At 35.1% G+C, this 16,535-nt stretch carries 10 protein-coding genes; 1 reads left to right on the forward strand and 9 read right to left on the reverse strand.

Annotation, left to right across the window (positions count from 1 at the left end; genetic code table 11):
• Positions 1 to 80: 80 nt before the first annotated feature.
• The 7 genes from UH1x_RS17545 to UH1x_RS17575 form a co-directional block, all read right to left on the reverse strand.
• Positions 81 to 2,492, reverse strand: a complete 2,412-nt coding sequence (locus UH1x_RS17545) for an alpha-ketoacid dehydrogenase subunit alpha/beta (RefSeq protein WP_482623257.1) — start codon at positions 2,490 to 2,492, stop codon at positions 81 to 83.
• A 157-nt stretch (positions 2,493 to 2,649) separates the two neighbouring features.
• Positions 2,650 to 5,499 carry a M1 family aminopeptidase gene (locus UH1x_RS17550; RefSeq protein WP_482623258.1) on the reverse strand — a complete coding sequence of 950 codons (2,850 nt, stop codon included), beginning with the start codon at positions 5,497 to 5,499 and terminating at the stop codon, positions 2,650 to 2,652.
• A gap of 8 nt (positions 5,500 to 5,507) precedes the next feature.
• Positions 5,508 to 6,194 (reverse strand): LOG family protein, encoded by a 687-nt coding sequence (locus UH1x_RS17555; RefSeq protein ID WP_303599267.1) that lies wholly within the window; start codon positions 6,192 to 6,194, stop codon positions 5,508 to 5,510.
• A 42-nt stretch (positions 6,195 to 6,236) separates the two neighbouring features.
• Positions 6,237 to 9,068, reverse strand: a complete 2,832-nt coding sequence (uvrA, locus tag UH1x_RS17560; protein WP_482623259.1) for an excinuclease ABC subunit UvrA — start codon at positions 9,066 to 9,068, stop codon at positions 6,237 to 6,239.
• A gap of 115 nt (positions 9,069 to 9,183) precedes the next feature.
• A complete protein-coding gene (locus UH1x_RS17565) occupies positions 9,184 to 10,020 on the reverse strand; it encodes a universal stress protein (protein ID WP_482623260.1) in 837 nt (278 codons plus the stop codon).
• A 68-nt stretch (positions 10,021 to 10,088) separates the two neighbouring features.
• Positions 10,089 to 11,141, reverse strand: a complete 1,053-nt coding sequence (locus tag UH1x_RS17570) for a response regulator (RefSeq protein WP_482623261.1) — start codon at positions 11,139 to 11,141, stop codon at positions 10,089 to 10,091.
• Between the two features lie 3 nt (positions 11,142 to 11,144).
• The gene (locus UH1x_RS17575) at positions 11,145 to 12,656 is read right to left on the reverse strand and encodes a sensor histidine kinase (RefSeq protein ID WP_482623262.1); all 1,512 of its coding nucleotides are present in this window, start codon (positions 12,654 to 12,656) and stop codon (positions 11,145 to 11,147) included.
• Between the two features lie 93 nt (positions 12,657 to 12,749).
• On the opposite strand from UH1x_RS17575, the gene UH1x_RS17580 reads away from it, so the two are divergent.
• Positions 12,750 to 13,151, forward strand: a complete 402-nt coding sequence (locus tag UH1x_RS17580; RefSeq protein WP_482623263.1) for a hypothetical protein — start codon at positions 12,750 to 12,752, stop codon at positions 13,149 to 13,151.
• Here the strand turns inward: UH1x_RS17580 and UH1x_RS17585 are convergent.
• Positions 13,148 to 14,629 carry a mannitol dehydrogenase family protein gene (locus UH1x_RS17585; protein WP_482623264.1) on the reverse strand — a complete coding sequence of 494 codons (1,482 nt, stop codon included), beginning with the start codon at positions 14,627 to 14,629 and terminating at the stop codon, positions 13,148 to 13,150. The two genes, UH1x_RS17580 and UH1x_RS17585, sit on opposite strands and share 4 nt — an antisense overlap.
• A gap of 2 nt (positions 14,630 to 14,631) precedes the next feature.
• Entirely contained in the window at positions 14,632 to 16,350 is a 1,719-nt protein-coding gene (locus tag UH1x_RS17590; protein ID WP_482623265.1) for a purine-cytosine permease family protein, read from the reverse strand.
• Positions 16,351 to 16,535 lie beyond the last annotated feature (185 nt).

The following is a 16,535-nucleotide window of genomic DNA, read 5'->3' on the forward strand; positions in this document are numbered from 1 at the left end:
CATTTTTTTTGGGCGGAATAATAGGGTATAAAAAAATCCCATATTTCATGGGATTTTTCTTACTTAAATTTAATTATTTTCTATCTCAATTTAGGATAATCATTAGGTTTAACTTCATGCATAATTGCATATACCTTCTCAAAAATATCTTCTCTATTAGGTTTTGAGAAATAATCGCCATCAGAACCATATGCAGGTCTATGCGCTTTTGCACTTAAAGTCTGTGGTGTACTATCTAAATATTGAAAAGCACCTTGTTTTTCTATGATTTCATTAAGCAGATATGCAGAACATCCACCAGGTACATCTTCATCAATTACCAATAAACGGTTTGTTTTCTTTACGCTTTGCAATACTTCCATTTCAATATCGAATGGTAGCAATGTTTGTGCATCTATAACTTCTGCATCAATTCCAACTTCAATCAATTCTTTGGCAGCTTTTTCAACGATGCGTAGTGTAGAACCATAAGAAACTAGAGTAATATCGCTACCCTCCTTAATTGTTTCAACTTTACCGATAGGTGTACAAAACTCACCAAGATTTTTTGGCTTCTTTTCTTTTAATCGGTACCCATTTAAGCTTTCTATAACCAATGCAGGTTCATCACTTTTTAGAAGGGTATTGTAAAATCCGGCTGCTTGGGTCATATTTCTAGGTGCCAAAATGTACATACCTCTAAGAAGATGTATCAATCCGCCCATTTCTGAACCAGAATGCCATATGCCCTCTAGTCTGTGACCTCTTGTTCTAATGATTAACGGAGCTTTCTGCTTGCCAGCTGTTCTGTATAGTAAAGTCGCTAAATCATCTGTAAGGGTCGATAAAGCATAAAAGATATAGTCTAAATATTGAATTTCAGCAATAGGTCTAAGACCTCTTAATGCCATGCCTATACCTTGCCCAATAATTGTTGTTTCACGAATACCGGTATCTGCGACACGTATTTTACCGTATTTCTCCTGCATACCTTCAAGACCTTGGTTTACATCACCAATTGCGCCAGTATCTTCTCCAAAAATCAACGTATTCGGATATTTTTCAAATAGTTTGTCAAAATTATCCCTAAGGATAACTCTACCATCTACCAATTCATTATCATCACTGTATTCTGGTGTAATACCTGTAACGTTTGTAGCCTTGTTGTCATTCTCACTATAAAGATGAGAACTATATTTATGTTGGGATTCTTCTAAAAAGTTTGCTGTCCAGTTTATAATGTCTTGCTTTTCCGGCGTATTTTCTCCAAGTAAATAGCGTAAAGATTTTCTGGCAGAAATAGCCAAATCTTTACGAAGGGGCTCCTCAGTAGCAATTAAATCATTTTTTAATTTATTGAGGAAATTCTTGTTCGGACTCTTAGAAGCAGCTTTTTCGATCAGATTTAATAAAACTGACTTGTCAGATAGATTATCCTTCAAATACTCGTCCCAAGCTTCTTTTTTAGCTTCTCTGACAGAGCGTTTAATTCTTTTTTCAATGGATGCTAATTCTTCTGAAGTGGCAATACCAGATTCTAAAATCCATTCTTTAAAGCGTTTGTTACAATCATGGTCACGTTCCCATTCTAAACGTTCATTGTCCTTATAACGTTCATGTGATCCAGATGTAGAATGACCTTGTGGTTGTGTTAATTCATTTACATGAATAATGACCGGCACATGCTCTTGTCTGGCAATATCTGCTGCATTTTCATAAGCGTGCATTAATGCAGTGTAGTCCCAACCGTTTACTCTTAAGATTTCATATCCTTTTTCATTTTCAGTTCTTTGAAAACCAGATAGAATCTCTGAAATATTTTCTTTTGTTGTATGGAATTTAGCTGGTACGGAAATGCCGTATTCATCATCCCAAATACTAATAACCATAGGTACTTGTAAGACACCGGCTGCATTTATAGTTTCAAAGAACATGCCTTCACTAGTACTTGCATTGCCAATAGTTCCCCATGCTATTTCATTTCCGTTTACCGAAAATTTAGCACTGTCTAGACCTTCTTGGTTTCTATAAACTTTAGATGCTTGAGCCAGTCCTAAAAGACGTGGCATTTGCCCTGCGGTACAAGAAATGTCTCCGCTACTGTTTTTTTGTTTAGTTAAATCTTTCCAACTTCCGTCCGCATTTAAACTATGCGTTAAAAAGTGACCGCCCATTTGCCTGCCGGCACTCATAGGTTCTTTTTCTATATCTGTAGTAGCGTACAATGCGTGAAAGAATTCCTTGGGCTGTAATAGACCTAAGGCCATCATAAATGTTTGGTCTCTGTAATAACCGCTTCTAAAATCGCCATTTTTAAATGAACGTGCCATAGCTAACTGAGGTAACTCTTTTCCATCACCAAATATGCCAAATTTTGCTTTGCCTGTAAGCACTTCTTTTCTCCCCAATAAGCTACAAGTTCGGCTTAAAAAAGCGACTTCATAGTCATTGATAATTTGTTCTTTAAAATCTTCAAAAGAAATATCATTACTGGTTTTAGAAGAAACATCCATGTATTAAACGTGTTTTTACAAAATTACCTAATCAAGTACTTTTTAGCAACGCTGTAACCAGTTAATTTATTCCATATTTTTCAACAAAAGTGATATTATTTTGAAAATATCTTAATTTAAACCAAAATTTCTATTGACGGTATTAGAATTTCTTAGTTTAAAACCATTTTCTTGTGAATAATCCTGTTAGGGTTTTTGGACTAACGGTAATAATAAATCTAATTCTCTCACCGTAGTTAGGCTGTGAAATTTCCCAACCATTATTAGAGTGAAGTGGTAGGTACAGTTCAAAGTAATCTGTAACCAAATTTAAACGCACACCAGAATCATAAACGAATTTGCCATCTAGACCTCTATTCTTTACCAAACCGGCATCCCCATATAATTCAATCCATTTCCAAAGGTTAAAACTACCGTTTACGGTTGCCATCCAATCATTAGAAAATCTATAGCGTTGATCTAGGAAAGACTTAAACCCACCTTCGGCGATAATAATCTGTTGGCTATATATACCAGAATCTTCCGATCTACCTAAATAGCCGTAATCAAATAAGTAATCTGTAGGTCTATCTAAGGCAAAGCTGAAAAAATCTGTTTGGGTTTTATTACTTAAAAATTTACCAGCAAAGAATCTTAAATTCAGTTGTCTATTGTTCTCAAATAATTTTCGATACTCATATTCAAATGATAATTTACTGAAATTACCACCTAATTGAAAATCTGCAAACCAAGAGTTGTAATCTAAAATTCCATTGTTTCTGCTAGAATACCGTGCGTTGAATACGCTATAATCTGGATTTTCTGGGTCATTCGCCAAACTTAAAAGTGCAGGGTCAAAATCTCTAAAAATGTTTACATATCTAAAAGATAAAAACTCTCTTTTGTTCGATAATAAATCTGCTGGTCTAAAACCAAAGCTTACCGAGGGAGTTATAGATGAATATCTAGAGTTTTCATTAAAGTGCGATGTGCCGGCGCCTATATTATATTGAGCTACATACAATCCGCTTTTGCTTAAGTATTTTCTATAGCTGAATTTTCCAGATCCTACAAATGCTTTTTCTTTAAATGAATAGGAGGGTGAGAAATCATATACAAATGGTCTTTCTAGTAAGGTTTTGTTGTACAAACGCATACCAGGAGTCCAACCATCATAAACATTAAAACTTAGCACAGGAACATAGAAAACCTGGTTGTAATACGGGTTCTCAGCATCTTTAAAGAAGGTGAACTTTAATTTTTTGTTACTTGATAAAAATCCTTTTAATGATTTCCAATTGTCACGTTGATTAAATTCCGGTATTTTTTGGTCATAGTTAAGTACTAGTCTATCTTCCTCTTTATTAGGAATAGAGAAGGTTTCTTCTAGCTCAATATCTTTGAACCAATATTCAGAAACTACAGAATCTTTTTTAAGTCCAAAAACTGAAATGGGTACATTGGTACCTTCTTTATTTTTTATGGTTACGTGTAAAGAATCTGTTTCTTTCTTTACCTTCTTTATTTTAAAATCAATTTTACGATCTGTAGAAACATAGTCTTTAAAAAACCAATTGATATCTTGTTGAGTAGAGCGTTTTAAAATAGATTCAAAATCATCAACCTTTACATTATTAAGCTTGTAATACTCAAAAAAGGTCTTAATACTTTCATCTACATGCTCTTGCCCAATATAATCCGCCAAATATGCTAATCCTAAACCAGCCTTATATTTATTAGCTATTTTTTGATTGAATTTTATCAGCGAATCATTAGATGTTTGTAATGCTTGATCTAAATTTTTACGAGCAGTAAGATTGTACAAAAAGGAATATTGGTCGTTAAAATCCATTTTTGCCAATTCAAAACTTCTAAAGCCCCATATTTTAGAAAGTTTACCCATTAACTTTTGGTCTGGGTAATATTTCTCAACGTAAGCAATCATTAGATAATTTGCAATAGCGCTATTTAACCATTGTTCTTTACGTGGATTTAGGAACATGGTTTCTCTTAGAATACTATTGATTGCCGTTTTCAAGAATTTCATTTCAAACTGAAACTGTTCTTTGTAGGGTCTTATAAAAGAGGGAAGTTGGTTTATACCGTAAAGTGGGTCTTTGCTATAGTCTAGCTCACTGACCAGAATTTTCTCATGCGGATAGTCACCTAAGTTATTATGGATAAAATTGGCAACTTTATTTATGGATAGTCCTTGACCAATTGGACTGTACCTTGGTGCACTAATGTCGGTCAAAAAAGTCATGTAGGGAGTTCTGTGGGTATAGAAATTTTTCTGTGTGTTCAGAATAATTTCCCCACCGCGCTGCAAGTTTCCTTTTAATTGGGCAAACTGCCCATTTGGGAAGGTAGATTCGGTTTTAATATCAAAATTAGAGGCAAGGTATAAACTATCAGGGTATTTAAAATTAATGATAGTATTGGTCTCGTTCATATAAAGATCCTCCAGATTTTTATTTGAATACAGATGCCATTTGCCATCGTATACCGCTGGCGTTAAATACCAATCTTTTAAGTAATAATCTCCTCTGCTACCATAACCGTAACGGGTGTATTTATTTGGTGGTAATTTTACTTTATAGGTGATGAAAATTTTAGTTGATGTTTTGGGTGGTAGCACATCACCTAAAGTGACCTTTAAAATGTCTTTGCCTTCGGTTCTGCTCCATTCAAGACCATTATAAGAGTCATCAACAACACTGATAATAGTAGTTTTACCACGTTCATCTGCTTTTGCAAGGTGAAGCGATTTTTTAAATTCTTGAGCAAACCTTTTTGCTAATCCGGTATTTTTATCTGAATAGGCATTAGCCCAGTCATTAAAGTAAATAACACCTAAATTATAATTGGAATTGTTGTAATAGGTGAACTCTTGACGAATATCCAATTCTTTGGTATACTCGTTTAAACTAACTGTAAGGTCGGTTTCATACTGTGCATAGCAACTACATACATTAGTAACAAATGTTACTATGCACAGATAGAAAAGTAATTTTAATCGTTTCGTCAAGGTGTAAATTAAAAATTAGGACTCATGCTGTGCCCTTTGTAAAATGAATCTATAATTTCAACTACCTCTTCTTCTGTATCTACTATTTTAATAAGATTTAAATCTTCTGGGCTAATAGTACCCATCTTTAACATGGTTCCTTTGATCCAGTCCATTAGTCCTGTCCAAAATTCGCTACCTACCAATATAATTGGGAACTTACCAATTTTATGTGTTTGAATAAGGGTGATGGCTTCAAAAAGCTCATCTAATGTTCCAAAGCCTCCAGGCATTACAACGAACCCTTGAGAGTATTTTACGAACATTACTTTTCTCACGAAAAAGTAGTCAAAATCTAAACTCTTGTCATTGTCGATATACGGATTGTCATGCTGCTCAAAAGGTAAGTCAATATTTAGACCTACAGATGTACCACCGGCAAGATTTGCACCTCTATTGCCAGCTTCCATAATACCAGGTCCACCTCCGGTAATGACTCCGTAACCTGCTTCTGCAATAGATTTTGCAATAGATACGGCTAGCTTATAATATGGATCTTCTTCCTTTGTTCTTGCTGAACCAAAAATAGAAACACATGGTCCTATTTTACTCATACGCTCAAAACCGTTGACAAATTCGCCCATTATCTTAAAAATGGCCCAAGAATCATTTGTTTTAATTTCGTTCCAGCCTTTGTGATGTTTTTCTGATCTCATTCTTTATTTTGTATGCTTTTTAGATAAATTTATATCTAATTATTATTTTAATTCTCTCTTTAAAAACTTTGCGGTGTAGCTTTTCTTGTCTTTTGCAACTTGTTCCGGAGTTCCTTTTGCTACTAATTGTCCTCCAGATCGCCCACCTTCGTAACCTATATCAATGATGTAATCCACCATTTTGATTACGTCCATATTGTGTTCAATTACCAATACGGTATTACCTTTGTCCGCTAATTTATTCAAAACTTCCATTAAAACCCGAATATCTTCAAAATGAAGTCCGGTTGTAGGTTCATCTAAAATGTAGAATGTATTACCTGTATCTCTCTTTGATAGTTCTGTTGCTAATTTAATACGTTGTGCTTCACCACCTGAAAGGGTAGTGGATTGTTGCCCAAGAGAAATGTAACCTAAGCCCACATCTTGTATGGTTTTTAACTTACGATGTATTTTAGGAATAAGTTCAAAAAATGATACCGCTTCATTAATGGTCATTTCTAAAACATCTGAAATGGACTTGCCTTTATATCGAATTTCTAAGGTTTCTCGGTTAAATCTCTTTCCGTTACATGTTTCGCATTCTACATAAACATCTGGTAAAAAATTCATTTCTATGACACGAAGCCCACCACCTTGGCAAGTTTCGCAACGACCGCCTTTGACATTAAAGCTGAATCTTCCGGGCTTGTAGCCTCTTATGGATGCTTCTGTAGTTTTGGCGAACAAAGAACGTATTTCACTGAAAACACCGGTGTATGTAGCCGGGTTTGATCTTGGTGTTCTACCTATGGGCGATTGGTTAATGTCAATAACCTTATCTATGTGCTCAAGACCAGTAATTTTCTTATACGGCATTGGCTTCTTAACGCCATTGAAATAATGGGCGTTCATGATTGGGTAAAGTGTTTCGTTTATCAAAGTAGATTTTCCACTTCCTGAAACTCCTGTAACCCCGATCATTTTTCCTAAAGGAAACTTAACTGTAATGTTTTTTAAGTTATTCCCTGTACAACCAGATAATACAATTTCATTGCCATTACCGGGTCTTCTCTTTTTAGGCACTTCAATTTCCTTTACACCGGTCATATAATCCGCGGTCAATGTATGTACATGCTTCAGCTGCTCTGGAGTACCTTCTGAAATGATTTCTCCACCATTTTTGCCAGCTTTGGGTCCAATATCAATAACATGGTCTGCCCGCTCTATCATATCGCGGTCATGTTCCACTACAATTACCGAGTTGCCTATATCTCTAAGAGACTCTAGAGACTTAATCAGCCGTTCATTATCTCGCTGGTGTAGACCAATACTTGGTTCATCTAAAATATATAGCACACCTACTAGTTGCGAACCAATTTGGGTAGCTAATCTAATACGTTGCGCCTCACCACCAGAAAGTGATTTAGAACTTCTGTTCAGAGATAAATAATCGAGACCAACATCTAATAGAAACTGAATTCTTGTACTGATCTCTTTGATTATTTCTTCGGCAATCTTAAGTTGGTTACCGCTAATTTTTTTATCTAAACCTTTAAAAAACGAAGCAAGTTCAACAATATCCAAATTTGCCAATTCGGCAATGTTCTTGTCTTCAATTTTAAAATAGAGTGATTCTTTCTTAAGTCGAAAACCTGTACATGACGGACAAGTAATTTTGTCCATGTATTCCTTGGCCCATCTTTTAATAGAAGTGGAAGCAGCCTCTTCAAACTGATTTTTAATAAAGTTGGAAATACCTTCGTAATCAATTTTGTAGGTGCGCTTAACTCCTAAGGATTTAGAGTCTACTTCAAAACTTTCTTTACCGCCATTCAGTAGAATATCTATAGCTTCTTTAGGTATTGAATCTATAGGGGCGGTAATCTCAAAATTATAGCGTTCTGCAATGGTTTCTATCTGCTTAAACGCCCATGATTTTTTATAGTCTCCCAAAGGTGCAATTCCGCCTCCTTTAATGGATAGTTTCTTGTTTGGAAATATTTTCTTCTCGTTTACCTCATAAACATGACCTAAGCCCTTGCAATTGGGACACATGCCTTTTGGTGAGTTGAACGAAAAAGTGTTAGGTTCTGGCGTAGGGTAGGAGATACCCGTTGTAGGGCACATTAAATCCCTACTGAAATATCTAGGAACCTCAGTACCTTCTTCAAGTACCATTAATACGTTATCGCCGCTGTACATGGCCGTATTTATACTTTCAGATAATCGCTTGTGAAAGTCTTCACTTTCTGCAACCTTTAGACGGTCAATTACAATTTCTATATCGTGGGTCTTATAACGATCCACTTTCATTCCTTTAACGATATCCTTTACTTCACCATCTACCCTGACTTTTACAAATCCCTGTTTGGCAATTTGTTCAAAAAGTTCACGGTAGTGACCCTTTCTAGACTTAATTACTGGAGCTAGTATGTTTATTTTTTTATCTAAATAAGACTCAATGATCAAATTTTTAATTTGCTCATCGCTATAGCTTACCATCTTTTCTCCCGTATTGTAACTATGTGCATCTGCAGCACGGGCGTAAAGCAATCTTAGAAAATCATAAATTTCAGTGATAGTACCTACTGTAGATCTAGGTGATTTAGAGGTCGTCTTTTGTTCAATGGCTATTACGGGAGATAGTCCGTCTATCTTATCAACATCTGGGCGTTCTAATCCACCTAAAAATTGTCTTGCATACGCAGAAAAAGTTTCTATGTATCGTCTTTGTCCTTCTGCATAAATGGTGTCAAAAGCCAAAGAAGATTTACCACTACCAGACAAGCCGGTTATAACAACCAATTTATCTCGGGGAATGGTAACATCAATATTTTTAAGGTTATGAACGCGAGCGCCCTTAACTTCTATATTTTCTTCAAAATTAATCATGTATTCACAGCAAAGTTGCAAAAGTACGATTTTGAAGGTTAATTACATATGTTATGTTATTGTTTGAAATGTTCTAGAAACTTAAATTTTAACCCAAAACATTAAAATTCAACCATTACTCATGCATTACGAATAACGGGACCGTAGTTTCATAACTTAATTGCTCTATTGAGTTGTTGAAGAACAATTGCTGAAACAGGTTTAAATTTTTAGCGACCATGGTCAGCATTTCAATTTTGTTCTCACTGATATAACTCACTATGGTTTCTCTAATGTTCTTGCCAAGTATGTTTTCGAAGCTATGGCTTTCAGTGCATATTTCTTTTAAGTAATCATGTAAATATGCTTTGTTTATTACTTGTGTGTTGGAAAAGTTGGGTCTTGATTGCGACATATGAATTACTTCTAAGTCTGCGTTAGAAATTTCCAGTATTTCCGTTATAGAATTTAATATTGGGTAGGTGTAGAATAGATTAAAATCTGTTGGGAAAGCTATTTTAGTAGGTTTTTGAGCAATGATATTATCAGGTATTACAAGTACGTTACAAGCTATTTTTGTGATAACGTTACCCGTGTTGCTACCCATTATACTTGCCTTTATACCAGAGGCACCTTTTGTGCCCATAACTATTAAATTTATCTTTTTCTCCTCTACCGTCTTTCTTGTAATGTCAATGAAATTACCATATTCTTCAAGTGAAATAAATTTATGATCAGGATTTGGACAGCACAATCCTATTTGATCAATGGTTTCGTTGAGTTTATCTTTAGCACAAAATTTTTCTTTGGCATTCAATGTAATGAAAGAATTGCCGGCTATGTCAGAATTACTTAAATCATTTACATGCAATACATAAAAGGTACACTTTATGTTTTCAAAAAAGCACGCAGCATATTCAAGGGCATTCCAAGAATTTTCAGAAAAATCTGTGGGTATTAAAATGTGTTTCATTTATGTAACTTACGTTACAAAAGTAAATGCATAAAGAAGGGTAATAAATGATATTTATCAGATTTCGATTAATTTACGTACTGTAAAGCTTTCAGTTCCACAATTTGTATATTTCTTCCTTCAATTGCAATAAGCCCTTCTTTTTTAAAACCTGATAAGGTACGTATTAAACTTTCAGTGGCAATACCTGCAACACTTGCCAAATCATTCCGTGAAATTTTAATGGGTTCATCTGGTTTGGTATTCATGATATCAGCAAATTGTAATAAAGTCTGTGCCGTTTTTCTACGTACGGAACTGTATGCCATTTGTAATAATTGTGCTTTAATGTTAGAAATATTTGCAGACAAAAACTCCATTAGTTCTAATGAAATGGTCTTGTTTTCATTTAATATCTCTTTTAGGTTATCTTTAGATATGCCTGCCAGTTCTACATCTACAAGTGCTGTAGCAGATTCTTGATAGGGTTCATTGTTTAAAAAAGATGTAAAGCCCAAAAAGTCATCAGCCTTAGATAATGAGGTGATTAATTCTTTGCCGTCTGGGTCCATATTATAGCATTTGACTAACCCTTTTAAAACGAGATAGATTTTATTTGAACGAGCACCTTCTTCGTATATAATTTCTCCTTGTTTAAAATTAGACAGCTCTCCATTATCATCAAAAAAGTTTTTAAGTTCATGAATGGTGCGCATTTCATTTTCTGAAACACCGTGTTCTTTAGATGTTTCATCTTGCATACGCTTCAGTAGTTCAGCTTTAGCCAATCTACTTTCAATGGCACTCATTAACTCTTCTTCTTCAAATGGTTTCGTTAGGTAGTCGTCTGCCCCTAGATCCATACCTTTTCTTATTTCTTTATGTTCTGTCTTTGCAGAAAGAAAGATAAACGGTATTTGTTTTGTCTTTTCGTTGTTAGACAGGCTTTCAAGAACCCCATAACCATCTACCACCGGCATCATAATATCACAAATTATAATATCCGGTAAGTTTTCAATTGCGGTTTCTATACCTATTTTGCCATTGGGTGCGGTTGTTACATTATAACCAGATAATTCTAAAAGTTCTTCAGTATTCTCACGCAAGGCTTTGTCATCCTCAATCAATAAAATTCTTTTCATCTTCTAGTTGGTTTTTAATTTAGGTATGAATAAAGTAAACGTTGATCCCTTATTTTCGGCACTTGTAAACTCAAGACTGCCTCCTAAATTTTCTATATGTTGTTTCGCAATATTTAGACCTATACCCGTTCCTTGGGTCAATAAAGCATTCTCTGCTCTAAAATAACGATTAAATATGTGTTTCTGCTCTTCTTCTGGTATGCCTATACCTTGGTCAATGACGTTAATGAAGTAACCATTATCTAAAATTTCTACTTTGATGTCAATAGTGGTATCCTCTGGCGAATATTTTATGGCATTGTGTATTAAATTTGATAACGCCAGCTCTAACGTTTTTTCGTCAAAATTTATATTTAGCTCATCTATATTATCGGGGTAATGAATCTGTTGTCCGGATTTAAGTAACATATTGCTATTGTATACTACTTCATTGACAATTTTACTTAATGGGAATTCTACTACTTTATAATTCACTTTACCGGATTCTAAGCGCTCTACAGATAGAAAATCATTAAGTATTGTGTCTAAATATTTTACCTTGTTTTTTATGGTGGTAACGTGTTTATCTCGTTTTGGCTGTTGCTCCGTTTCTGTGTATTTGCCAAGTAACGTAATAGAGGTTAATATACTGCTTAGAGGTGTTTTAAACTCATGGGATACTAATGATAAAAATCTGGTTTTTAGTTCGTTGAGTTCTTTTTCTACCGCTAAGGCTTCTGTAAGTTGTTGCGTGCGTTCTTCAACTGTTTTTTCTAGATTTTCAGTGTAATTTTTACGTTCTGTAATATCCAGTATAAAGGCTACATAAACTTTCTTTTCACCTAAAGTAGATAATTGCAGGTGTACTTCTACAGGGTACGTAGTGCCGTCTTTTCTACCATGCTTGGTTTCGAATTTGACTTTAGAGGTCTCGTCTTTTAATAGAGGTGCTATTAGCTCTTCAAATTGAGAAATTGATACATCTGGTTTAATGTCAACCGGTGTCATATTATACAATTCATCGAATGAATAACCAATATTTCTTTGAGCCTCTTTATTTATGTTTAAGAATTTTAAAGTTTTGGCATCAAATACAAAAATTTCATTCAGCGATTCATCAAAAATACGTGCCCAATGGCTTAATTCTTTTTCTCTATTCTTACGTTCGGTAATGTCAATAATCAATGCCATAACGTAAGTGGAACCATAAAATTCAAACGGATTTAATCCGGCTTCCACAGGAAATTCTTTACCATCTTTACAAATTCCGTACAGATTTCTGCCATGACCCATTTGGCGCTTATCACTTTTTGCAATAAACTTTTCTACATGTGCATCATGATTAGCATGGTATCTCTTAGGTATAAGAACATCTAAGGGTTTTCCTAGCAGTTCTCCTTTTTCATAACCGAACATTTGTTCTGATGAAGTGTTAGTGGCTACTACGATTTGATTGGAGTCTACCACGATAATTCCTTCAGAAACACCTTCTGAAAGTAAATTAAAAATATCACTGTTTTTTTGAAAATCCTGCATATATCAAATATATTGATTAACACTGATTATTGTCATATTAAAACAGCAGGTTACTTCATATTTTTACGTAAACATCAACTAAAAACTGCTAAAATGGAAAATACAGCGAAAACAATAAACGGACTATATGAAAATTTAGGGAAGCTTTTTTATGCCGTAGCCATTAGTGACGGTACCGTTCATAACAATGAATGGGAAAAGGTTAAAGAGTACGTTAAGGAGGATTGGTTATATGTAGATGATTTTACCGACCGCTATGGTACAGATGCTGCAAACCAAATTGAAATTGTATTCGATGTTTTAATGGAGTCTGAAAAAAGTAGTGAAGAATGTTTTGATGAGTTTAAAGATTTCTATAATATTCACCCTCATGCATTTTCTGAACAAATAAAAGCCTTGACCAAAAAAACGGCCAAGGCTATTGCAGATTCTTTCTCAGGAAATAATAAATCTGAATTAATTATATTAGCTAAAATTGACCTTCTGTTCAATTAAAGTGTTTTCATTATTTCTCTAATATTGGGATTAGCATAAATTTTTTGAACTAAGTCGCTATATAGACTAGTGAATTTATCTTCGTTAATTAGATTACCAAATAATGATTCTTGTTTTATAAAGGCTAGTGGGTCAGATTGAGTTTTACTGGCAGCTTGGTGCAACTGCTCCTGCATAGCGTCAATAATCTCAATAGGGTTGTCATTTTTATCTTGTCCTTTGTCGCTATAATAGCACCACGCGGCTATGACTAAGGTGGCAAATTTTATACTACCACCGTTAGCCAAATTATCTTGAATTGTAGCAATTAAAAATTTAGGTAATTTAGCGGAACTCTCAGAGCAAATACGACTAACGCTGTCCTTTATGTTAGGGTTAGCAAAACGTTCTTGTAAACTGTCTTTGTAGGCTGATAGATCTATACCTTCTAGTTTGTCTAAAACGGGTGTAGCTTCTTTGTCCATAAAAGCTCTTAAGTAGGAAACGAACAAATCATCTTCCATACACGCATTTATAGTTGGGTGACCATGTATTGCTCCTAAAAGTCCAAGAACGGAATGACCTGCGTTTAAAAGACGCAATTTCATTTTTTCATAAGGCTTAACATCTGGTACAAACTGCACGCCTACTTTTTCAAATTCTGGTCTACCGTTAGAGAAATTATCTTCAATGACCCATTGAATAAATGGTTCGCAAGTTACTGGCCATTCATCTTTAAGACCGTATGTATTCTCTAAATAATCAATATCTGCTTGCGTAGTAACGGGAGTAATACGATCCACCATACTGTTGGGGAAACTTACTTCCTTTTCTATGTATGCCGCTAACTCCGCATCTTGTTTTTGTGCAAACGTCAATAACATCTCTTTTGCAACATCTCCATTATGTTGAATATTGTCGCAAGACATTACCGTAAAGGCAGGTAACCCGTCTTCTTTTCTTTTTTTAATGGCAGCGGTTAAAAATCCGTATATGGTTTTAGGGTCGTTTGGATGCTGTAATTCGTGCTGTACATCTGCATTTTCAAAATCGAATTCACCCGTTGCCGGATTAAAGTTATAGCCACCTTCAGTAATGGTCAAGGAGACTATTTTTGTATCTGGATGCGCCATTTGATCAACTACCACCTTGGGAGTATCATACCCTAATTTAAAGTCGATAATGGAGCCAATTACTTGAGAATCTATGTTCCCATCCGGATACTTTATGATTAAAGTGTACATGCCGTCTTGTTTCTGAAGTACGTCATGGATTTTTTGATCTCCCTTTCGTAACCCTATACCGCAAATACCCCATTCAGAAGCATTTTCTTTTTCTTGAAGCAAGTGTGTGTAAAAAGCTTGGTGAGCTCTATGAAAACCACCAACACCAACGTGAACGATACCTACTTTAAGAGAAGTTCTATCAAATGTAGGGGTAGGTAATTGTTTGCTTATTTCTGCTAAATTTTCATTATTCAGCATGATTTCTTTTGTCATTTTTAGCTTAGTTTTTTTGATTTGCCACGTAGTAATGCCCAATAAGCAGTAACAAAATATGTTACAGTACATATAAAGGCGTAACGATAAAAGGTTTCTCTATTTTCAACATAGATATTTTCGTTAGCACTGTCAAAAAGTACAATGCCTGCCAATACCAAGGTGATTATAAGTGCCACAATTGAAACCATTTGTATGACCTTAGTTAGTAGCGAGGTGTCTTTTTTAGGTTTTGTCTCTAATTTGCTTTTTTCTTCTTGATATGCTTCAATTTCCTGGTTTCTCAACTTTTCGTTTTCCTCAGCTTGCGGGTACTTATTTTTAGCTCCGTATTTGCCAGCAAGAATAGTGTAAATAACAATAGTGAAAATCCAAGTAGGAATGAATAGGTAGAAGAAAGACATCACGTTTAATGCATTTAAGCCAAAACCGAATACCAACCCTAATCCCCATGAAACAATTGCTGGCGTACTAAACGTTAAATTTCGGTATTGAGACCAATAACGTGTAAATCCTATTCTTGGAAATATTTGATGTTCAGCAAACACAATACCACCAACAGGAACAACCAATAAACCTGCATAGGTTAATAGCGGTAAAATCTGTGAAAATACAAATGGGAAACAGGCTATGGCAATCGTGATTAAACCAACAACAATAGTTGTCTTTTTACGTGAATGATTATGGAAAATAGCTTGTGCCGCTAGCCCTGCTCTGTATAAATTTGTTATTGCTGTTGTCCAACCTGCTACGATTACGATTACGAAACCAGACCAACCTAAAGCATAAAATGCAACATCGCCCGGATCCAGTTCTACAATAGTTTTACCAATAATAACCGCTGCACCTGCACCCATAATCCCTGCTGCTATCCAAGCAACATAGTGCCCAAACATCATGCCTGTACTGGTGGCAAGACCATAAGATTTCTTTTTGGCAAAACGTAACAATGCCATATCTATTAATCCAAAATGAGTGATTGTATTCGCAGCCCATGCAAAACCTATAACTTCTACGAGCCCAATACCGGGTTCTCCGGCACTATCTACTCCGGTCCATATAGATTGGTCTCCGAGCGATATCAGATCGTTCCATCCGTTAGGTAATGTTGTGCCTAAAACATCTAAAGAAAGAGCTGGTAGTAATACCATGGCACCACTTGTAAACATTACAAAAAGCCATGGTGCGCAAATACCTGAAAATTCAGAAACTGCATTAAATCCGTATAAGGCTATAGATACCACAACGAGCCCAACACAAAATACGATAACTACAAACCACATGTTGGTAGGGTACCAGTTTAATTGAGCGGGAATATCAAAAGCAAAACGGACTGCGGTAGCCGATACGGTAATCATTGCAGCGGATATGACCGAAAATATAATGACGTTTGCCCAGTTATAGAGCTTTGTCATAGAATCTCCTGCAATTTTATTTAGGTATGTATATAAACTTAATCTAGTTTCTACTGCAATAGGAGAGGTGATGAAGGTCCAGCTCAGGACTGCTAAGATATTTCCAATCAGCAGACCTAAGATGATATCCATTGTTTTAGCTCCAAGCGCTACAAATGTAGCACCAATTACAAATTCTGTTGCTGCAACGTGTTCTGCAGCATATAAGCCCGCAAAATGCGTCCAATCATGTAACTTATGTTTTGCAACGGGTAGTTGTTCTTCGTTTAAATTATCAAACGTGGAGTAGTCGGTTTTTGTTGACATATGTTGAGTTGGTAGTTAGGTCGTTAATATATTTTAAGTTGTACTCTGTTTAAAAGCTTTTAGAGTAATAGCTGATTTTAAACAGACTTGCAATGTATTTAATTTTGTTAAGAACCTTGATTAAATTTTGTTAATCTTCCATCAGTCTTGTGGTGTAGAAGGTAATGATATGCGGTTAAAGGTGG

It is taken from the genome of Maribacter sp. UH1 (genome assembly GCF_056839145.1).